This window comes from Halosaccharopolyspora lacisalsi, assembly GCF_014137975.1.
Lineage (GTDB): Bacteria > Actinomycetota > Actinomycetes > Mycobacteriales > Pseudonocardiaceae > Halosaccharopolyspora > Halosaccharopolyspora lacisalsi.
The window spans coordinates 67,127-86,404 of record NZ_JACGWZ010000010.1 but is presented as its reverse complement, the minus strand read 5'-3'; the positions used below and the strand labels follow the sequence as shown (position 1 = coordinate 86,404).

General features: G+C 67.1%; 22 protein-coding genes. 18 read left to right on the top strand and 4 right to left on the bottom strand.

The genetic code is table 11. The features are described from left to right. Nucleotides 1-75: 75 nt before the first annotated feature. Complete coding sequence (locus FHX42_RS25325; protein WP_182546988.1) at nt 76-744, top strand: hypothetical protein; 669 nt, start codon at nt 76-78, stop codon at nt 742-744. A gap of 215 nt (nt 745-959) precedes the next feature. Next, complete coding sequence (locus FHX42_RS25320; protein WP_182546987.1) at nt 960-1,538, top strand: GGDEF domain-containing protein; 579 nt, start codon at nt 960-962, stop codon at nt 1,536-1,538. A gap of 226 nt (nt 1,539-1,764) precedes the next feature. Here FHX42_RS25320 and FHX42_RS25315 read toward each other — a convergent pair whose 3' ends face one another. Beyond that, complete coding sequence (locus tag FHX42_RS25315) at nt 1,765-2,793, bottom strand: hypothetical protein (protein ID WP_182546986.1); 1,029 nt, start codon at nt 2,791-2,793, stop codon at nt 1,765-1,767. 122 nt (nt 2,794-2,915) lie between these two features. Next, nucleotides 2,916-4,232 carry a helix-turn-helix domain-containing protein gene (locus tag FHX42_RS25310; RefSeq protein ID WP_182546985.1) on the bottom strand — a complete coding sequence of 439 codons (1,317 nt, stop codon included), beginning with the start codon at nt 4,230-4,232 and terminating at the stop codon, nt 2,916-2,918. 337 nt (nt 4,233-4,569) lie between these two features. Here FHX42_RS25310 and FHX42_RS25305 point away from each other — a divergent pair, with 337 nt between their 5' ends. The 11 genes from FHX42_RS25305 to FHX42_RS25255 all read left to right on the top strand — a co-directional run bounded on the left by FHX42_RS25305 (nt 4,570) and on the right by FHX42_RS25255 (nt 12,681). Then, nucleotides 4,570-4,905, top strand: coding sequence for a helix-turn-helix transcriptional regulator (locus FHX42_RS25305; protein ID WP_182546984.1), 336 nt, complete (start codon nt 4,570-4,572; stop codon nt 4,903-4,905). After that, complete coding sequence (locus FHX42_RS25300) at nt 4,905-5,447, top strand: ImmA/IrrE family metallo-endopeptidase (protein WP_182546983.1); 543 nt, start codon at nt 4,905-4,907, stop codon at nt 5,445-5,447. The genes FHX42_RS25305 and FHX42_RS25300 overlap by 1 nt, the downstream gene beginning before the upstream one ends. 14 nt (nt 5,448-5,461) lie before the next feature. Further along, the gene (locus tag FHX42_RS25295) at nt 5,462-6,709 is read left to right on the top strand and encodes an MAB_1171c family putative transporter (protein WP_182546982.1); all 1,248 of its coding nucleotides are present in this window, start codon (nt 5,462-5,464) and stop codon (nt 6,707-6,709) included. 33 nt (nt 6,710-6,742) lie between these two features. Further along, on the top strand, nt 6,743-7,939 hold the full coding sequence (locus tag FHX42_RS25290; RefSeq protein WP_328796739.1) for a cytochrome P450 family protein: 1,197 nt from the start codon (nt 6,743-6,745) through the stop codon (nt 7,937-7,939). A 169-nt stretch (nt 7,940-8,108) separates the two neighbouring features. Beyond that, nucleotides 8,109-8,462 carry a hypothetical protein gene (locus tag FHX42_RS25285; RefSeq protein ID WP_182546981.1) on the top strand — a complete coding sequence of 118 codons (354 nt, stop codon included), beginning with the start codon at nt 8,109-8,111 and terminating at the stop codon, nt 8,460-8,462. Further along, nucleotides 8,459-8,749 (top strand): hypothetical protein, encoded by a 291-nt coding sequence (locus tag FHX42_RS25280; protein ID WP_182546980.1) that lies wholly within the window; start codon nt 8,459-8,461, stop codon nt 8,747-8,749. Before FHX42_RS25285 ends, FHX42_RS25280 begins: the two co-directional genes overlap by 4 nt. After that, nucleotides 8,742-9,230: an SseB family protein gene (locus FHX42_RS25275; protein ID WP_182546979.1), complete on the top strand. Its 489-nt coding sequence runs from the start codon at nt 8,742-8,744 to the stop codon at nt 9,228-9,230. Before FHX42_RS25280 ends, FHX42_RS25275 begins: the two co-directional genes overlap by 8 nt. Further along, nucleotides 9,227-9,556, top strand: coding sequence for a hypothetical protein (locus tag FHX42_RS25270; RefSeq protein WP_182546978.1), 330 nt, complete (start codon nt 9,227-9,229; stop codon nt 9,554-9,556). Before FHX42_RS25275 ends, FHX42_RS25270 begins: the two co-directional genes overlap by 4 nt. Beyond that, nucleotides 9,556-9,969 carry a hypothetical protein gene (locus tag FHX42_RS25265; protein ID WP_182546977.1) on the top strand — a complete coding sequence of 138 codons (414 nt, stop codon included), beginning with the start codon at nt 9,556-9,558 and terminating at the stop codon, nt 9,967-9,969. Before FHX42_RS25270 ends, FHX42_RS25265 begins: the two co-directional genes overlap by 1 nt. Before the next feature lie 3 nt (nt 9,970-9,972). Next, nucleotides 9,973-12,285, top strand: a complete 2,313-nt coding sequence (locus FHX42_RS27580; protein ID WP_182546976.1) for a putative T7SS-secreted protein — start codon at nt 9,973-9,975, stop codon at nt 12,283-12,285. 6 nt (nt 12,286-12,291) lie between these two features. After that, the gene (locus tag FHX42_RS25255) at nt 12,292-12,681 is read left to right on the top strand and encodes a hypothetical protein (protein ID WP_182546975.1); all 390 of its coding nucleotides are present in this window, start codon (nt 12,292-12,294) and stop codon (nt 12,679-12,681) included. A gap of 387 nt (nt 12,682-13,068) precedes the next feature. Here FHX42_RS25255 and FHX42_RS25250 read toward each other — a convergent pair whose 3' ends face one another. Both FHX42_RS25250 and FHX42_RS25245 read right to left on the bottom strand, forming a co-directional pair. Further along, complete coding sequence (locus FHX42_RS25250) at nt 13,069-13,263, bottom strand: DUF397 domain-containing protein (protein ID WP_182547004.1); 195 nt, start codon at nt 13,261-13,263, stop codon at nt 13,069-13,071. A gap of 2 nt (nt 13,264-13,265) precedes the next feature. Then, on the bottom strand, nt 13,266-14,129 hold the full coding sequence (locus FHX42_RS25245) for a helix-turn-helix domain-containing protein (protein ID WP_182546974.1): 864 nt from the start codon (nt 14,127-14,129) through the stop codon (nt 13,266-13,268). A gap of 977 nt (nt 14,130-15,106) precedes the next feature. On the opposite strand from FHX42_RS25245, the gene FHX42_RS25240 reads away from it, so the two are divergent. From FHX42_RS25240 to FHX42_RS25220, 5 genes are all read left to right on the top strand, one after another. Further along, the gene (locus FHX42_RS25240; RefSeq protein WP_182546973.1) at nt 15,107-15,382 is read left to right on the top strand and encodes a hypothetical protein; all 276 of its coding nucleotides are present in this window, start codon (nt 15,107-15,109) and stop codon (nt 15,380-15,382) included. A 221-nt stretch (nt 15,383-15,603) separates the two neighbouring features. After that, entirely contained in the window at nt 15,604-16,500 is an 897-nt protein-coding gene (locus tag FHX42_RS25235; protein WP_182546972.1) for a class-II aminoacyl-tRNA synthetase family protein, read from the top strand. Between the two features lie 328 nt (nt 16,501-16,828). Further along, entirely contained in the window at nt 16,829-17,272 is a 444-nt protein-coding gene (locus FHX42_RS25230) for a TSCPD domain-containing protein (RefSeq protein WP_182546971.1), read from the top strand. A gap of 456 nt (nt 17,273-17,728) precedes the next feature. After that, nucleotides 17,729-18,166 (top strand): NUDIX domain-containing protein, encoded by a 438-nt coding sequence (locus tag FHX42_RS25225; RefSeq protein ID WP_220480883.1) that lies wholly within the window; start codon nt 17,729-17,731, stop codon nt 18,164-18,166. A gap of 240 nt (nt 18,167-18,406) precedes the next feature. Further along, nucleotides 18,407-19,258: a phosphotransferase gene (locus tag FHX42_RS25220; RefSeq protein ID WP_220480882.1), complete on the top strand. Its 852-nt coding sequence runs from the start codon at nt 18,407-18,409 to the stop codon at nt 19,256-19,258. Nucleotides 19,259-19,278 lie beyond the last annotated feature (20 nt).

Sequence of the window (19,278 nt, the reverse complement as noted above, 5' to 3'; positions counted from 1 at the left end):
GGGCGCACGACCCCGTCGAACCGAACCCCGTGATTCGGGGAACTGGCACGTACGACACAGGAGAGGACCCGAAGCATGAACACCGACCACCCCCGGCCTGGACGTCCGCCGCTGCCGATCGATTGGGAGGCCGAGAACGCTGTCCACAATGCCGAACACGCCGACTTCACCAAGCGGTCGCGCAACGCCATGATGCAGATGTTCCTCAGCAACGGCTATACGCCGGAGCAGGCGCAGCACGAAGTTGACAAGCACGACCAGCGCACCACCGCCATCGGTGAGGCGATGCAGTCGGCCGTTAACGACAGGATGCCGACCTGCGGGGACACCGATCCGTCGTCGCCGCGGCCGGATCAGCAACCCGTCACCGAGTACGCCCCTGAAACCCGTGCGGAACCAACGGAACCGGCTGCGCCCCGCCCGCGTCCCTACATCGAAGAGTGCGACCAGGAACCCGAGATGCGAATGCCGGTCATGCCCGGCGCGTTCTCCCGTGCACTGTCCTCACCGGGGCACTGGCTCAAAGCGTTCGGACTCGCCTTGTTCACGGGCGGTGCCGTGTTCCTTCTACTGGCCGGACTTCTGCACTGGTTGTTTGGTACTGCCGCACTAGTGACGTGGGTTACCGGCATCATTGCCGGAATCGGTGCGCTACCGGTTTTGATGGCCACTCTGAGTGCCGCATCACGTGAGGTCCGTGAATGGGTCCGTGTTGGCGGTCCAAAGCCAATCCGGTGGTGGTGACACCAGCACCTCCGGTCCGGGCGTGCCCGCAGCACACCGACACGCGCGCGGTGTGCTGCGGGGTCCGTCTCAGGGCCGTGTCGCTTGTCTGCTCCGTGCTGTGTCCGGACCTTGTGCATACAGACGTGGCAGCGATCAATTCCGACCGTGAAAGACCCGCCCGGGCTCTTTGACCGGAACCGGGCGGGTCGTTACCTCTACTGGAGGCCTCTTCCATGTTGGCAGAAATCGCGGTGCTCGTCACGAGCGCCAGCACCCTCACCACCAGCACAGTCGCTTGCCGACTGCGACGGCAGCTGCGCACCGACTTGTTGACCGGGCTGGCCAACCGCGTTGCCCTTGCCGCCGCGTTTCCTCGGGCGTGCCGTCGCCACCGTCACCACCGGGTTGCGGTAGCCCTCGGCGACTTGCGGCGGTTCAAAACGATCAACGACACTTATGGGCATCGTTTTGGTGATCGCGCTCTGACTGCGATAGCGGACCGACTTCGTGCTGTCACCAGCCGCGGCGAGCTGCCGGTGCGGCTGCACGGCGACGAGTTCGCGGTGCTCCTGAGCGGAGCTTCGCACTCCGAGGTTGAGCGGCGGGTCCGGGAACTCGAGGAGATGGTGAACCGTCCCCTGTTCATTGACGGAATTTTGGTCGAGACCGGCCTGGATTTGGGGGTGATGAGCGCTCCCGCCGGATCGGCGGAACTCTCGGCGCTGCTGGCCAGTGCTGACGACCGCATGTACGGCACCAAACAGAGCAACCGTGCTCACGACGTCTCCACTTTCACGACGGAGTCGAGGTAGGACACGAGCTTGCCTGCTGAGTTGGTCAGTCGCAGGTGTTTGCGTTTCTGCCGGGCGGTGTCACCCTGCGAAGCTCTGGTGTGGATTGTGTGCTTCGCTACCCCACCAGGAGGTGTGGGGTTGTGGGGGCCGGGAATGCGCGGCTATCCGTGCCGCTGGAGGGGCATAGTGCTCTCCAGCGGCACGGGAGGACCAGCCTGATCCGGGCCGGCGTGCTCTTCGCGGGTTACGGGAGGGCTGATTCGCGGCTCGGGCCGGTGACCGTGAGCAGTGTCGCGGCGTAGAGACAGGACTGGTCATGCGTGAGGTCGGTGTTGGCTTCGGCGATACGCCTCGTCAGCTCGTCCTCGGACATAGACGGATTCTCGTCGAACGCTTGACAAACCGACTGGCCGATCGCATCGCGCACGCGCGCGATCAGTGGGTCACCTATCTGGTCGCCTTGCTTCGGTGCTGCGTAATCAGAGTGACCGGCGTTTCCTCTGAACCCCTTTTGGAGGATCGGAACCTTTTGGGGGTTTCCAAAAGGTTCCGTCGTCTCCTCCGTCGTGTTCTCCCTCGTCTCCTCGCTCGTCTTCTCTGGAACCCCCCGGTTGCCGACCCCTCGGTCATCCGACCCCTCGGCCATCCGGCCCCCGGTATGTGCGGGGTCGGGGCGAGCAGGGAAAAGGTCACCACCAAAGCTGTGACCAGGAGATTTGACGTCAGTATCCCGACCCCCTGAATCCGGGGGGTCGGTGCGACCTGCGGAAACGTCGCTGTCGGGGGAGTTATCCACAGGCTTGCCCGTGATCCGTTCGTTGGTCGCGCGCCATGACTCCATCTGCGCCGAGCGCACCGTGACCGGACGCATGACCGTCTGGCCTCGCGCGTCGCGCACGTGTCGGCCGCGCTTGTCGACCTGGGGGATTTGCCAGATGGATCCGGGCACGTAGTAGCTCGCGATTTGGTCGAGCTCGACGTCGGTGTGCGGTTCGGAGGCACGCCAGATGTCGGTGTGGTGCTTGCCGCCATCGTGTTGAAACTTGACGCGGACGTAGTAGCCCTCATCGCGGAGGGTTTTCCGTGCCTTGCCGAGGCTCGTTTCGCCTTCGAGGTACTTCTGCACAAGCTTCTCGAGGGAGGGCACCCAGCCATCTTCATGACGCATGAGGATCGTGAGATAGCCGATGGCGAGGACCGACGGTGTGTTGTCGACCGCGCCGTTGCTGACGCGCGCGTACTTTTCGGGATGGAGAGTGCGCAGGTTGGGCACGTGAGGGCCTTTCCGGCCCGGGGCGTTGTTCCCCGAGACGGCTGTGCCGTCGGCGGAGGTTTCCGGGTGGATGCCGGGACCTCCGCTGGGGGAACACCACCGCGGGGCGTCTGCGGGTGGTGTCAGGAGTGGTCGGTGAGCACGGCCCGTCGCGGTGGCAGGATGTGCGGCTCTGCCGGGGGGTCCTGGGCGCGTTCGGCGGCGAACAGGCGCACCAAGGAGGGGCAGCAGGCCTCGGGGGTCAGCAAATGCTCGGCGAGCAGTTCGGCCAGTGCGGTTTCGGCCTGTTCGAGGGGAACGTCGAGCAGGTTCCTGGCGGTGACCGCGTCGATGCAGGTGTGGTCGGCGGCACCGAGGTGCTGCAGAAGCCGGGCGGCCAGGGGGGTGAGGTGCTGGTAGGAGGCGGCCAACGTGGCGCGCAGCGCCGACTGGGGATCGCCTGCGGCGGCGGTGGTCAGCACGTGCAGGCGGCGTGGTCCGGTCAGCGGCTCGACGAGCTGGGACAGCTCCCGGCCGGGGTGGGTGGTGATGACCTCGGCGGCAGCGCACAGAGCCAGGGGAAGTCGGTCGCAGCCGTCGACGATGCGGGCCAGGGCGTGCTGATCGTCAGCGCCGTCGAGACTGCGGTGCGGAGTAAGCAGATTGCTGAGCATGTGGCCGGCTTCGGCGGCCGACAACGGTGCCAGCGGGATCCGCGTCGCGGATCCGCGTAGGGACAGCCGGGTCAGGCGCCGGCGGCTGGTGATCAGCACGTGGCAGCTGGAAGTGCCGGGCAGCAGTGGCTGGACCTGGTCACTGTCGACGGCATCGTCGAGCAGCAGCAGCAGATGCCGCTCGGCCAGCACGGTTCGCAACAACCGGGAGCGTGCGGGGGTGCTCTCGGGGAGGTCGGTGATCCCGAGGTCGCCGAGGATGTCGGCCACCACGTCACCGGGGTCGGCGGGGGTGTGGCCGGGGGTGTGGCCGCCCAAGTGGGCGGTGATCACCCCGTCGGGATAGTGCTGGGCGTGCTGGTGGGCCCAGTGCACGACCAGCGCCGATTTACCTACCCCTGCCGGGCCTTCCACGGTGGTGATGGCGGGGGCCGTGTCGCGCGTAGCGGACAGCGATTCGGACAGGCGCGCTAGGGATTCGTCGCGGCCGTACAGCTCGGCGATGTCGGCGGGCAACTGTTCGGGCCGGTGCAGTCGCTGGGGGCGAGCCTGGGTCAGGCTTTGGTGGGCACGTTTCACGAGTTCGCCGCCGGTGTGCAGGACTTCGTCCATGCTGGTGGCGAGTTTGAGGCTGAGCCGCCGTCGATTTTTTTCGACGTAGCTGACCGTGCCGCGCGTGCAGTACGCCTGACGGGCGAGTTCCCCCTGGGAGAGATTGTTGCGCTCACGGTGTTCGCGGACGAACTCGCCGAGATTCGTGGTTTGGGTCTGGCTGGTTGCGTGCATGTCTACCCCCGACTCGTAGCTGCGGGCCGGTATCCCCGTTCCGACCCATCAGGTCCCCGTGTGGCGCTGTTCGCGTTCGCTGGCCGCATGGCACTCCTCCCCGGTGTTGCTCAGTGACGCACGAGCGCGACGTCTGTCCAGTGTGGTGACCTGCCGTATGATGTTGGTGCCGTTGGGTGGCATCTGGTCGCGGAATCCCCGCAAACGGACGCACCGCGTTGAGCGATCACCACTCTACGAAACTGTCAAACCGGTTGAACAGAACGGTGCGGAGTGGCCGTGCTCACCGTGGGGTGGGTTGTTGCTGCAGTGGGGCCTGTGCTGAACTAGATCGACCATGACAACTCAGCAGCAGCGGATTCAGGAGCTGGTGGCGGACTATCAGCGCCGCACCCAGCAGCCGCGGCTGTCCACCCGCGCCCTGGCCCGGCAGATGAAAAGCGCCGGCCAGACGATCTCGCACGGCACGCTGCATAACCTGCTGAACGGGAGCACATCCCCGGACCTCCGCACGCGTCATGCCTTGACCGAGTTTTTCGGGGTCAGCCCGTATTACTTCGACACGCGCGAACCTCGCTCGGCGGAGATCATGGGCCGGATCGGGCAACTGGAGCAGGACAAACTGGATGCTGTGGAACAGTTGCTCTCTGAGTTCGATGACGAGGCTGTGTAATGGCGGCTCTGCCCGTCATGTTGCGGCACGCCCGAGCTCGGCTGGCCGAACTGCCACCGTTGCCGGAGCCGTGGGACATGGCCGAGTTCGTCGAGCGGGTGGCCCAGCACCGGGGGCGGCCGATCCAGCTGGCCCCGCGCACGATGAGCCATTACGCCAGCGTGGCCACCGGGCTGTGGATCCGCCGCACCGACCGCGATGTCATCGTCTATGACACCTCGGGCACCGAGCTGCACCAGGATCACATCGTGCTGCACGAGTTGGCGCACATGCTCTGCGGCCACACCGGCGTTCCCCTCCATACCGACGCGACGTCCCGAGACGATGATCAGGATGGGGATCAGCAGATGCTGTCCCGCTTGAGTGGTGACGACGTGCTGGCCGAGGAGTCGGTGCGGGTGTTGCATCGCAACGCCTACGACTCCGCCCAGGAGCTCGAAGCCGAAACGCTGGCTTATGTGATCTGGCAGGCCGCCGGACTGCAACTGGTCTCCGGTAGCGGGCCGGTCTCGCGGGCGGTGGCCGCCTTCGAATACCACTGACCCCGGAGACTTCTATGTCGACCCGCGATCTGATTCAGATCATGGTCGTGGCCGTGGCCGTGACCGCCGCCACGGTCAAACTCCTGCAGCTGACGCGCCCGCAGCCCGGTATCAACCGGCCGGCGGTGGCCGCGATGTGTGGCGCCATCATCACCATGGGGATCGCCAACACGCAAGAAGTCCCGTCGGTGGTGCCGGTGCTGACCGAGGCCCTGGGATCCAATTTCGCCTACGCCCAGCGCCACACCCCGGCGTTGGCGTGTTTTTTCCTGCTGCGGCTGGCATTTGTGTGCTGGGTCTGGCCTCCGGGGTGGCGGCGTCGCCAGACGGTGCGCGCCCACACGGCCCTGTTCGCCGTCGTGGTGGTGGCACGGTGGCTGCTGGCCGCTCTGGCGCCCACCGGAGATGCCGCCCAGGCGCTGGACGGGTACTGGATGCAGGCACCGACCACGATGGTCGCGATGCTGATCTACGTCGCCTACATGGGGCTGATGATCGGTTCGGTGAGCAGGCTGTCGTGGCTGTGGGCGCGCAGCGCCGCCCACCGCACTCGGTGGACCGCCCGCGGGCTGCGGCTCATCGCTGCTGGTGCGGCTACCTACGAGCTCTACCTCGCCCACAAGATCGCGTTTCTGGGGATCGTGCTGGCCGTGGGGTATCCGCCGTATCCCCAGGTGCGGGTGGAGTGGTTCATCTTGGTACCGGGAACGCTGCTGCTGGTGATCGGGTTGGCGATGCCGCTGATCGCCACCGGGGTGCCGGCCGCGGTGCGTCTGGCCCGGCAGCGGGCCGCCTACGGTCGCCTCGGCCCGCTGTGGCTAGCCCTGACCAGCTACCGGCCCGAAGTGGTGCTGGGGGCCTGCCCGGCGTGGATGCCACGGTGGCTGCGCCCGGCCTGGGACCGCTTCGTGCTCGTACATATGGGATTCCGGCTCTACCGGCGGGTCATCGAGTGCTGGGACATCGTCGTCGGTCTGCACGGCTACTGCGACGAGCGGCTCCGCCAGCGGGTCTACGACCAGGCCCGGGAGAGCACCAGTGATGAGGACCTGGCGAGGTCGGTGGCTGAGGCGGTCATGATCCGCACCGCCCTGGAATCCGCCCGCACCGAGGACGCTCTCGTGCCCGCCGAACACCGGGCCCCGCCCCAGGACCACCATCCGCGGTTGCGGGACAACGTGGCCTGGTGGCAACGGGTCGCCCGCGCCTGGGGGCACCCGCTGACCGCGGCGTTGTCACCACCGCTGACTCAGCTGCCCTGACCACCTGCCCTGTCGTTGTCGGAAGGACGAGCCGTGTCGTCGCCCGTGCCGGTGGCCTTCGATGCCGCGTTCCTGGCCGCCCCGTACGCGACCTACGCCCGCCTGCGTGCCCAGGCCCCGGTGCATCGCGCGCACACTCCGGACGGGTCGCCGATCTGGCTGGTCACCCGCTACAACGACGTGCAGGCCGCCCTGGCCGACCCGAACCTGTCGGTGGACAAACAGCACTCCACCACCGGGTATGCGGGGTTTTCCCTACCACCGGCGCTGGATGCCAACCTGCTCAATCGCGACGCAGGCGAGCACGCCCGGCTGCGCGGACTGGTCAACCAAGCCTTCACTCCGCGTCGCGTGCAGCAGTTGCGGCCCCGCATCCAGCACCTCGCCGACGAGCTCACCGCCACCCTCCCGGACGGGCAGGTGGAGATGATGCAAGCCTGGGCCGGACCACTGCCGATCACCGTGATCTGTGAACTGTTGGGAATCCCCCCGGATCAGCGTCCCAATTTCCAGGCCTGGACCGACCGGATGCTGGCCCCGCAGACGTCCGACGACGTGCGCGGCGGGGTGGCCGCACTGCACGAGTACCTCCTGGAGTTGATCAGCAGCAAACGCCGCGCCCCCGGTAGTGACGTACTCAGCGACCTGATCGCCGCCCGCGACGCGGGCGACCACCTCGACGAGAATGAACTCGTCTCCGCTGCGTTCGTGATCCTGTTCGCCGGATACGAAAACACCGTCAACCTGCTCGGCAACGGGCTGGCCGCGCTGCTGACCCACCCGGAGCAGCTGGCCGCGCTCCGCGCCCGCCCTGAGCGCATTCCGGCCGCCGTGGAAGAGCTGCTGCGGTTCGACCCCCCGCCGCAGCTGGCTATCCGCCGGTTCGCTCTCACCGATCTTGAGCTCGGCGGAATGACCATCCCCGCCGGAGACACGGTGATGGTCTCGTTGGCCTCGGCCCACCGCGATCCGCGGGCCTACTCCGATCCCGACACCCTGGATATCGATCGCGGATGCCCGGCCGCGCCGACGCATTTGGGACTCGGCTACGGGCGGCACTTCTGCCTCGGTGCGGCCCTGGCCCGCACCGAGGCCGAGATCGCCCTGACCACCCTGCTGCGCGACTGCGAGGATCTGCGGCTGGCCGTCGACCCGGCCGAACTGGCCTGGCGCCCCTCGTTCCGCAACCGTGGCTTGATCCGTCTGCCGGTGGCCTTGTCCCGGCGTTGACCGCCATAGTCACGAGGTCAACACTTCCGCCGCCTCGTCGCGGGTGATCGTCTAGGCAACGTCCGGGCCGTCGAGCCCGGATCGGGACACCGGTGCCTCCTGCCGCTGAAGGCGGCACCACCGGTGTGCCCACCATCGATCCACCCCTGGGTACGAGGAGACGATGCTGGTGAGCTGGCTGCAACCCGCCCCCCACGAGGAACGAGCCCACACCGCCAAGCGCAACCCGAGCGATGCGGAGTTCGCGCGCACCACCGTGTTCGTCGAGCGTGACCTCGACAGCGAGAAGATGATCACAACCACGGTCGGCGGCTCCGATTGGGTTTATGCCTACCCCAGCTATGAACTGCTGGAACGCTGCCGCGGTTTCTCCGAGGAGCTCGATCACATCATGCTCACCGGGCGCCAGCTCAAACAGCGGCTGCTGGCGACGACGGGCATCGTCTGGCGCCCCAACGAGATCGACGAGGACGTCCTCGTCTACCCGCAGGCCACGCCGGTCCAACGGGTGGTCGTGGAATGAGCACTGAGGACACTCCCCGGGGGCCGACTCCACCGGAGGAGATCACCGACGCCGTGCTGCTGGACGCGGCCAACCTGCGTCTGCAGGCCGAACGCCTCCACCAACGTGAGCAGCAGGCCACCCCGGAAATATTCGGCCACGCCGGTGTGGCCGCGTCGATGCAGACCTTTCTCGGGGAGGCGAGCGCGTACCTGTCGCAGCGCGCCGACCACCTCGACCAGATCACTCGGGCTGCCCTGGCCGAGCACCGTGATCCGCACTCTCCGGGGGAGGACGGCGATGAGTAGTCAGCCCCGTGCCCTGACCGTGGTCGGGGATCTGTCCGACCCGGAACCCGCGCCCGCCCCGGACGACGGTGACGAACCGGTCGCGCTGCTGGAGGCGGTGCGCGCGGTCCGTGCCGGGGACGGCGACATGGACGAGCTCCTCGCGCTGTTCCGAGACACCGAGGTGTACATCGAGACCAGCCCCGTCGAGGGCGGGACCAGCGTGTCCACCGTGTCCCAGGACGGGCTGAACTGGCTGCCGGTCTACACCACCCTGGAACGGATGGCGGCCGGCATGGTCGCGGCCGGACGGGGCGCCGAGGACGTCGGCTACGCCCACGTCCTGGGTGCGGACCTGCTCGACGGGATCCTGCACGCCCTGCCGTACGGCACCGGGCTCGTGCTGGACCCGCTCGCCGAGCACGTGTTCGCGCTGCCCCCGGTGAGCGGCATCGTCGCCGAACCGTTGGCCGTCGACGGGCAGGAGCAACACGCCTCATGACCGACACCACCGACAGCGCGATGCTGGAAACCCTGCAGCAGGCCTCGGCGCGCCTGCGGCTGCTCAGCCCCGATTTGCAGGTGGAAGCCGATTCCGTACCGGCCACCGTGCTGGGTAGTGCCGAGCTGGCGGGTAAAACCAGCACGCTCATGCGTGACTTCGGCCAGGCCGTGAACTCGTTGGCCGACGACGTCGAGGACCTGGCCTACCAGTACCGTCAGCAAATCCGGGGCGGCGAGACGGCGACTCCGGAGCCGGGCCAGCCCGGCAGCATTCTGCACCGCCCCCTCAACGGCCCCGCCCCGCACAGCGCGGAGGAGGCTTGATGGGCGGCGGGGAAAACAGCTTCGGCGTCGACCTGGATGCGCTGCACAAAGCCGAGACCGGAGTGCAGGACGCGATCAGTGAGCTCGAAGGGCTGACCATGTGGGGCACCTCGGAACAGGCCAAGGAGGGCATGGGGCTGACCTACGGGCTGCCGACCTCGGGGTGGGAGATCGGCCACGACGACCTCGCGGCCGCGCTGGGCGAGTTCGCCGAAGCCTGGGAGTGGGGCGTGCGCTACCTCATCGACGACGGCAAAGACGCCGCCGACGCGCTCGGCGAAACCCGCAGCAACTATCAGCAGGTTGAGGACAGTGTGGTCCACGTCCTCGACCAGGTCGCGCATGTCGCTATCGGGAATCCGTCCAAGACGCTGGAAGAAGCCAACACCGACGGCCAGGTCTGGGGGTACTAGCTCGTGGTCAGCAACACGACCTCGTTCGGCCAGGACTGGGACGGGATGGTCTCCGGCATCACCGGAACCACCTCGGCGGACATCATCCCCGGGGACCCGTCCGAGGCCGCCAGCCGGGGCGAACATCTGACCAAACTGGGCGAGGCCTTCGACCGTGCCGGACAGGGATTCCGGGCCGTGCGCACCGACGGGTGGCACGGCCAGGCTGCGGAGGCGGCACGGTCCTATCTGGACCAGGCCCCGAAGAAGTGGTTCGCCGCTGCCGACGCCTTCACCGACGCGGGCGCGGCCATGACCGAGTATCAGCACGCGCTGGCCGCCGCCAAACGCAAAGGGGCTCAGGCCCAGAAGGACCTGGAGGCGGCCAATCAGGCCAGCGAGGCCGCCCGGCAGCAGCACAACGCCCAAGTCGAGGCCTACAACGCCGCGATCAAACAGGGCGGCGGTCAGGGGCCGCCGCCGACCCCACCGGGCTCGTTCCAGGATCCGGCCGCCGAGAAGCGGCGCCAAGCCAAGCAGGACACCGTCGAGGCGATCGCGGCGGTCAGTCAGGCGGGAGACCGGGCCGCGGCCGCCCTGCGTCAGGCACTCAAGACCGCCCCGGCCGAGCCGGGATGGATGACCCAGCTCAAAGAGACCCTCGTGGACAACACCCAGACCATGGTCCGCACCCATGTCAATGTCCTGGAGGGAGCCCTGGGCGCGGTCACCGGGCTGATCAAAACCACCCGCTTGATCAACCCCCTCGACCCCTACAACATCTCCCACCCAGGCGACTACGTGAGCAACGTATCCACCATGGCCGCCGGCGTGGTCACGGCGGCCGCCAACCCGTGGCAGACGGTCAAAACCGTCGTCAACGTCGACGGATGGCAGAACCAGCCGTTTAAGACACTGGGCTCGTTCATCCCCGATGCGCTGGCCAGCGTGGTCGGCGGCGCCGGCGTGGCCAGCCGCGTCACCCGCGGCCTCGGCACCGCCAGCAAGGTCGGCAAAACCGCCGACAAGGCCAGCGACGCCAGCAAGGTCGGCAAAACCGCCGACAAGGCCAGCGACACCTCGCCTCCGCGACCCGATCCGAACCAGCCACCCCCGGGCCAGCCCGCGCACCCACCCGGCACACCGACACCGCCCGAGCCCGGCACCCCCACGTCGGTGGGCCAGCCCCACGTCGGCACCCCCTGGGACAACCAGGACCTGCCCCCCGCGCCCCGGCCCGACCAACCCGACTCGGGGCCGAACCCGTTCGGCGAACAACAACCCTGGCGCCCCTCGGACTCGGCGGGCATGCCCTCCCGCAACGGCGAAATCGATCTGCACCAGCCACCCGCCCACAGCGACCCCGTGAACCCGCACACGGCGCGGCCCGAGCGGCTGGATCAGCCCGGCCCGGCACAATCCGCCACGCACCCCGGGCCCGGACCGCGCCCCGACGGCGGATTCGGCCCCCCACCCCGCGATCCCACGCCGTCCGCGCCGGAACCGCGCCCCGGGACCGACTCCCCGCAGCGGGTACACCCGTCCGAACGCGGGATGGAACCGTGGGAACGTGACTCCGGCGGGGACGGTGAACCAGCCCGCCCCGGGCGTCCGTCCATCGGTGACAAACTCTCGCCCACTCCGGAACCGGAGGCACCGCAGCACGCGCCGGACTCGTCTCCCCAGCCGGACTCTCCCGGCACGCCCAGGTCGGAGGTCGGGTCGGACTATTCCGGCAACAGCGACTTCCACGCCTCCGAGCAGGACCACCAGGCCTATCGGGAACAGCTGGGACACAACCCGTATGAGGACCGCATGATCCAGGAGACTCGTGCCCTGCACCCCGAGCTGGATCACGTCCCCGACGAAGAGCTCACCGCGATGCGGCGCTACACCGGGATCCACCATCAGGACATCAACGAAGCACTGCGCTCCGGCGACGAAGCAGCGCTCCAGAAGCACGACACCGAGATCAAAAACATGACCTCGGGCATGAACAGACTCCCCGACTGGAAAGGAAGCCCCGAACACCCCGACGTGTACCGGGGCATCCAGATCGACAGCCCCGAGGAGATGGACAAGCTGCTCTCCCGGTACGAACCCGGGGCCGTGGTCAAGGAAGAAGCCTTCACCAGCGGTGACAAAACCCAGGCGTATCCCGGCAATGTCGAGTTCGTCATCCGGCCCGAGCATGCCAAGGACCTCGAGTTCGCCAACCCACACGGGGTTGGCCACGAAGTCGGCTGGGCACCCGGCAACCGCTTCGAGGTCACTGGCCGCGTGTACAACCCGGAAACGGAAAAGTGGACCATTCACATGGACGATCACGGAAGGTGAGCGCGCGTGGACCATGAAGATTTGCTCAGGAAATATCACACAGACCCTGCTGACCTGCCGCCGAACGTGCGCGAGAGGCACGAACGAGCTCAAGCGCAATGGCGAAAGCAGATGGAGACCGGCGAGTGGGCGCAACCCAAGGAGGGCGACAACTTCGCAATCGGGTTGGACGCCAACTACGAGCCCTTCCCCGACCGGGGCGATACCGAGACCGGCCCGGCGCAAGCACACGATGAAGGCGGGGAAGCTGCAGCCTCAGGATCGGACGTCCGCAGTGTCGCGATCCCCCCGGAAGACATCGTGGCCTCCGGGGTCGGCATGGCCGTCACCAACTGGCACCAGCAGCACAGCAATGCCCACGGGCGAAGCCGCGACGGCGACGCGGATCCATCCTGACGCAGACCCATCGTGGGCTCGCCTTCGTGGTCATCAATCGCGATGAGACCGGCCGCATCCTGCACAGGCTGACCACGCTCGACGCGGACCTCACCGAGTAGGAATAATTAAGTTTACAACTTCAGTACTAACTAAAATTACCCCCAAGGGAACACACCTCCCAAATCGCCATGACAAGAATATGGCGATCGCGTACATCGCACAGCGAACTACTCGACGGTCTCCACGCGGGGATCGTGTTTCGAGGGTAGGTGCGCCTTGGCACATACGTTTCGGGCTCGGGCATGATGGGGCTGTGAGCACCGCGCGGAGCTCGACCATAACGATGCCGCCCGGCCACGTGGTCTGGCCGGGCGGCATCGTCGGTGGTGCGGTATCACGTCAGTGTCAGCGGAATCGTCCTTGCTTGACCGCCTCCACGAACGCGCGGCCGTGGTGGGTGGACACGGCCAGCACGGGTGAGTCGGTCAGCTTGGAGTCGCGCAGGCCGAAGGCACCGCTTTCCAGGGCGACCTCCACGCAGGATCCTTGGTGGTCGCTGTAGCTGGACTTGTAAAACGTCGCTTCCTGCAGGGCGTGCATGTTCACGTGTTCATCTCCTTGGCTGCTGTGGACAGGTGTCTCTGTGAGTCTTTCGTGTCCCGGGCGAGGTCTTGCAGCTGGGTCATGGCTCGTTTGTAGGCTTCGACTTCAGCAGGGTCTTCGTAGTAGTGTCCGCCGACGAGCTGGTCCACGGCGACGATGCCGGGGTCGGCCATCTCCGGTGGAAACCGCATGATGTTGAATGATCCGGTTTGCCCGAGGTGGGCTCCTGCCGTGAAGGGCAGGACCTGGATGTTGATGCGGGGATGCTGAGCCATCTCGTGCAGGTGTTGCAGTTGGGCGGCCATCACCGCATGGGTACCGCGGACGCGGTGCAACACGCCTTCGTCGAGTACGGCCCAGATCCGCACCGGCTCGTCGTCACGGTGCAGGATCTGCTGGCGTCCCATCCTCAGTTCGACTCGTTGCCGGATGCCCTCCTCGGACAGTTCCGGATCGGCGCGGATCGTGGCCTCGGCGTATTCCGGTGTTTGCAACAAGCCCGGCACCAACAGTGCGTCGTAGGAGTTGAGCTCGGCTGCACCGGCTTCCAGTCCGAGGTAGAGATCGAACCACTTCGGGACCGCCTCGCTGAGCGCCTTCCACCAATTGTCCTTCTTGCGAGCTCCGCTCAGTAGTTGGCGGAAGAAGTCGGTGCGTTCCGGCACCCCGTACAGCCCAAGCAGCAGCTCCAAGTCCGCCGCGCTGGGCAGGTTCGCACCTTTTTCGATGTTGACGATCGCCTGCTGGGTCCGGCCGATTCGGGCGGCTGCGTCCTGCTGGCGATGTCCGGCTTCGCTGCGCAGCAGCTTGAGATGCAGGGCGATCCACCGTTTCAGCACGGCGGGACTTGACGACGCGACCACGAGTCTCCTCCTGGTGGTTGAGGGCGCTTACGGGGCATCTCCGACGAACTCACCCGAACGGAGTATCAACCCCGGGTTGATTTTCTTGTATCAATCTACTTGTATCAAGGTGTGGCTGCGTTCACAGTGTTGATCACGAATGTAGCCGCTGGCCGGTGGAGTGCGGGCGCACCCCCGAGCGCCTGCCGGGACTTCGTCCCGGCAGCCCTCGCCGGCTGCCTCCGGCTCTGACGGGGTCCAGGCGGTACCCCGACTGCCTGCCCCCCGTCAGAGCCTCCGACACAGCTATGCACACACGATCAAAGATCGGGGAGATCATGACGGTGCTCGACCGCGAGGACGTGGGAACCCGACTGTGGGTCCAGTGTCAGGTGGCGATCGACCTGTTCGAATTCAAGGTGGATGGCATTCCCCGAGCTGTAGCGGCGGCGTCCACACTGCACGCCAAGTACGGCTTGCCCGTGCGGTGGACACCGATCGGCGGGGGTGACGGGGTGCCTTGTGCTTTCGTCCCGCTCGGGTTCTGGATCCATATGGCGTGGTTCCCGACCGGTGTCTGGATCCGGGAGTACGCAGGCACCGCCTGCGGGAAATCGTTTCACACTCGGCGTGAACCACTACTGAGCCGCCCGGAAGCGGCGTGCACCGTCGGTCACTGCGTGTTCTGTCTCCCCGACTGGAGGATTCACGATGGAAACTGACGAGCTCCCACTGCGGAAGCCCGGCACGCACATGGTTCGCGGACTGTGCTGGTCCGGCGAGATATACCCGGCGACCGTGGATCTCCGCGACGCTCCGGAGACGGACTGGTTCGGACGCTCAAGCTCGCAACGGCCTACATCGCCGTCATGGGTCAAAGCTCAGCCAGACACCAGCATTTACCGCATGCACCGCCTGTACCGGGCGCTGGGTGGGACTGAGTCTGATGTCGAGCTCGGTCTTCCACAACTTCAGGGTTCGGAACAGGAGTGACTGCGATGACCGACAAGTTCTACACCATCCCGCCCGGTCTGCATTCGCAAGCCGTGCGTGCAGCGCTGGCCGCTGAGTGTCCCGGCATCTCTGAGTACTGCCACTTCAGTAATGAGGCTTGGTGTTACCGCTATATCGACCACAACAACGGTGAATACCTGCACCTGGTGCGAGGGGCGACCACGGGCGTGGCCGCCGAGTTCTTCGGATCCTCCCGATTGTGGGCACAGATCCGGGAGGTGGCGCTGCGCGTGGCCAGCGCTGAAGTCATCGCTGCCTGAGATAACTCGGTCCGATACCGCATGTCCCCCGACCGGTATCGGACCGCGCCCGATCTCCACGCGTCGTGGCATGCCAGCGCCGGTAGGCGTGGAGATCGGGCTCCCACTGCGGCACGGCGTCTGCCGTGCCGTCGCGGGCCGGTCGAGCAGCAACTCCTCCCCTCCCAAGCTGCTCGACCGGTCCTGCCCCTGTGCACCCCGTTGATCCGAGAGGAACGCTCGTGCCGGATTCCCCGCCGACGCTGGCGCAGTACTGCACCGCGCTGCGCCAGGACCCCTGGGCCTGGCAGCAGGTCGCTCGACGCTCTCGGGTGATGAGTGAGTTTCGTTCCGTGCTGGCTCGTCGGGGACACCTCGAACAGCCTCCAGGGCACCGACCAGAGCGGTGGCACGGCCAGCCCCTGGCGCTAAGAGCGCTGGTGACCTGCGGGTTCGCCCGCGTTTACGAGATCAGCCGCAGTACCTTTCCCGGGTCCACCCGGTGTGAGGCCTACGAGGCCGACGCGGACCTGACAACGATGCAAGACCTGGCCGTGGACCTCCTGTCCACGGTGGCGGCGGTGACCGCCCCGATGCCCGGGATCGTGCTGACGGCGAAAGCCCGTGGCGTGTCGGTGCACGCCGCCGTCGGTGGCGTGCTGGGCACGACCGTCACTCCGGACACCTCACGGGAGACGCTGCAGCGGCTGGCCGTCGAGCAGGGGATTGTAGTCGACGAGGCGGCCTCGGTCGCCGAGCTCGTGTACGCGGTCTATGAGCAGCGCGTCGTGCCCGTCACGCACGCCCCGCAGTTGTACACCGATTTCCCGACCAACGCGTTCCCGCTCGCGCGAACCTGTGCCCACGACGAGCGGCTGGCCCAGCGGTGGACGCTGGTGGCCGCTGGCGGTGAGATCGCTGCGGCCACCGCCGAGGAACCCGACCCGGCCACGATCCAGCAGCGAATGCGCACGCCAGATGGAGACGCGGAGTGGTGGTCGGTCCTGGCCGGGATGCCGCCAGCGGCCGGGATCACGGTGCACCTCGACCATCTGATGACCACCCCGGTGTCCAGGATCGGGGGAACGACGGACGAGTCCACACAGGATGATCCTGAGTGCGACGGGAACAGCCACTGAGGTGGCACAGCGCGTCGGGAACAGGCACTGGCAACCAGGCCGAAATTCGTGCTGTGCGTCCACCTCACTGTGCTGGCCAGCGCACTCGAATCCTTTCTGACGTGGATATCACGGGGCTGTGCCGACCTGCTGGCCAGTCTCGTTGGCCCTCAACCTGCTCTGCACCGGGTACGCACCGTTGCCGGTTTCGAGGCGGTTCTGCCCCGAACGAGTGGCCTGCCACGTGCTGTTCCTGTCGGTGATGATCGCTATGATCCCACATGTAGTGGATCGCCTACTGGTCACGCTCCACCTGTTGTAGCCCCTCGCCCCAAGGAACCCGCGCCGTATGCCCCAGGACGTCACCGACGCCGCCCCGGTCACCCCCACACGCTCGCGCCGTCGGCTCCCGCGGGTACGCAGCGGCTACCGGCTCGACGTCGACATCGGCGGCACCGAGTTCGGCATGACCGTCAACGTCGACGGTGACCAGCGCCTCGGCGCGGTTTTCCTCGACCACAGCAAGCACGGCAGCTTCACCCACGGCCTCGTGGCCACGATCTCGGAACTACTGTCGACAGCCTTGGCCTACGGAATGCCGGTCGACGAGTTCGTCGAACGGTTCCTGCACACCCGCTTCGACCCTTGCGGACTCACCAGTGACCCCGATATCCGTTGGGCGGCTAGCCCGATGGACTACCTCGCCCGACGGATCGGCAAAGACTTCCTACCCCGACAACGCCAAATCACCCTCGGCATCACCGACGCCAACACCGCCGCTGTGACCGCGTAACCCGCCGATCCCTTCCGGGCCCGCACAACCTCCCGACCGTGGCCGCCCCTGCGCACGCATCGGGGCCGTGGCATCGTGCTCGGCGCTGTTCACGCTGGTGAGTCCTGCGGCCAGGACATCTGGATGCGGGTGTGGTGCTTGTCGAGTACTCGGCCGGCGGGCAGGTCTGGGACCGTGGCGGTGGCGGGGTAGACGTCGATGCGGGGCTGCTGCTCGCGGTGATGCTGGTCCCAGGTTTGGATGAGTGCGACGTAGTCCGCGGCCAGGCGTTCGGCGGCGGGTCCGTGGGCGAGGCTCCTCCTCGAGAACTACCGACACTGTGCCTACTACTGCGAGCCAGTAGTGTTCCGGGGAATCGACCGCCGATGTCGGGCTCCGGCTATGGTCCTGATCGTGTCGTCTTCTGCTGCTGTCAACTATGCGTGGTGTCCGGGTCCGGTGCCGGCAGGGATGCCGGTGGTGCAGGTGTATGGCTGGCTGCTGCACCAGGGCCGGGTGCTGGTCCAAGACACCGGCAGCGGGTTCAACCTGCCCGGTGGCCGCCCCGAACCCGAGGATGCCGACCTGGTGGCCACCCTGCGGCGCGAAGCTCGGGAGGAATCCCAAGTCACCGTGGCCGAGACTCGATACCTGGGTTATGAGCGCGTAGTCCGCTCCGGACAGCCCCGAGCGCTGGTGCGGATGGTCGGCGTGATCGACGAGTTCCTGCCCCGCCATCCTGATCCCGATGGCGGGCGGCTGCTGGGACGGCTGCTGTGCCCGCTGTCGGAAGCGACGCACCTGCTCGACTGGGGAACCAGCGGACAGGACCAGTCCCGGGCCGCTGCGGTGGAGGCGGAACAGGGATGGGGCATATCGGTGCCCACCTCGGCGGCGGCGTTGCTGGTCGTTTAGGACGCAGTGGCGGGAGAAGCCAGGGACCACGGGGCGAGTTCGGTCAGCAGCTGATCGCTGCTGGGCACAGTTCCGGAGAGAAGCACGTGACCGGTGTCCGACGTTGACTGGGCCAGCCTGAGCCAGCGATGGGTCCATCCTCCTGATTCTTCTCCGGGGCTCATGCGGTCGTGCACGGTGAGCCTGTGTAGCTGCCACTGTGCGTGGGAATCCGTTTGTGTTTGTGAAACGGTGGTCGTCATGGCTCGTCATACCAAGGTGCTCGATTTGCGTGAGGCGTCCTATGAGGACGTGGTGGCCCAGATGCAGTGGCGCACCGGGGTCGGGCTGGATCGGGCGACGGTGGTCTACGGCGAGAGTGGCGCCACGGCGGGGTTTCGCACCACCCGGGGCACGTGGCTGCGCGTGCAGCACCGGCATTGTGACCGCACACCGCCGTGGACCTGGACCGGTCTGGAGGACGCTGCCCGGGTGGTGGGGGTGCGCAAACCCGGCTGGATCCAGGCCGTCGAATGGGTCGACGTCGAGCGGAACGTGGTGTGGCGGGCCGACGAGTTGGAGTTGGTCACCGCTGCGGTCGTCGGGGGACTGACCCACCGACCCGAGGATCTGCCGGACGAGTGGTGGCAGCGCCTGGCCGGGTCGCTGGAGCTGCTTCAGGCCTACAGCACCGACCGGATCGCGCTGTCCCAGGCGCATCTGTCCGACCGGATCCGGTCGGTGTTCGGGGACCGGGTTGATACCACGGTCACCGAGTGGCGCACCGCCCACGGTGATCTGCACTGGGGCAACGTGACCGTCGACGGGGAGCTGTTGGATTGGGAGGCCTGGGGGCTGGGCCCGCGCGGGCTGGATGCCGCCTGTCTGTGGGGCATTTCGCTGACCGACCCGCTGTTGGCTGAGCGGATTGAGCGCGAGTTCGCCGCGGAGTTGTCCACTCGGTCGGGCCGGTTGTGCCGGCTGATGGTGTGTGCCACCGCGATACGAGCCGCGCAGCACCGCGCGGATGCCGAAGCGGTGGCCGCCCCGGCCCGGGACGCGGCCGAGACCCTGGTGGCCGAGCTCGCCGAGTATCCGGCCGCGGCCAGGTAGCGCAGCCGGCCCGGGCAGCA

Excerpts from the sequence above, each read along its gene's own strand:
- FHX42_RS25325 (WP_182546988.1), top strand. The coding sequence starts at position 76 with ATGAACACCGACCACCCCCGGCCTGGACGTCCGCCGCTGCCGATCGAT.
- FHX42_RS25320 (WP_182546987.1), top strand. The coding sequence starts at position 960 with ATGTTGGCAGAAATCGCGGTGCTCGTCACGAGCGCCAGCACCCTCACC.
- FHX42_RS25310 (WP_182546985.1), bottom strand. The coding sequence starts at position 4,232 with ATGCACGCAACCAGCCAGACCCAAACCACGAATCTCGGCGAGTTCGTC.
- FHX42_RS25305 (WP_182546984.1), top strand. The coding sequence starts at position 4,570 with ATGACAACTCAGCAGCAGCGGATTCAGGAGCTGGTGGCGGACTATCAG.
- FHX42_RS25300 (WP_182546983.1), top strand. The coding sequence starts at position 4,905 with ATGGCGGCTCTGCCCGTCATGTTGCGGCACGCCCGAGCTCGGCTGGCC.
- FHX42_RS25295 (WP_182546982.1), top strand. The coding sequence starts at position 5,462 with ATGTCGACCCGCGATCTGATTCAGATCATGGTCGTGGCCGTGGCCGTG.
- FHX42_RS25280 (WP_182546980.1), top strand. The coding sequence starts at position 8,459 with ATGAGCACTGAGGACACTCCCCGGGGGCCGACTCCACCGGAGGAGATC.
- FHX42_RS25275 (WP_182546979.1), top strand. The coding sequence starts at position 8,742 with ATGAGTAGTCAGCCCCGTGCCCTGACCGTGGTCGGGGATCTGTCCGAC.
- FHX42_RS25270 (WP_182546978.1), top strand. The coding sequence starts at position 9,227 with ATGACCGACACCACCGACAGCGCGATGCTGGAAACCCTGCAGCAGGCC.
- FHX42_RS25265 (WP_182546977.1), top strand. The coding sequence starts at position 9,556 with ATGGGCGGCGGGGAAAACAGCTTCGGCGTCGACCTGGATGCGCTGCAC.
- FHX42_RS25250 (WP_182547004.1), bottom strand. The coding sequence starts at position 13,263 with ATGCACGCCCTGCAGGAAGCGACGTTTTACAAGTCCAGCTACAGCGAC.
- FHX42_RS25240 (WP_182546973.1), top strand. The coding sequence starts at position 15,107 with ATGACCGACAAGTTCTACACCATCCCGCCCGGTCTGCATTCGCAAGCC.
- FHX42_RS25230 (WP_182546971.1), top strand. The coding sequence starts at position 16,829 with ATGCCCCAGGACGTCACCGACGCCGCCCCGGTCACCCCCACACGCTCG.
- FHX42_RS25220 (WP_220480882.1), top strand. The coding sequence starts at position 18,407 with ATGGCTCGTCATACCAAGGTGCTCGATTTGCGTGAGGCGTCCTATGAG.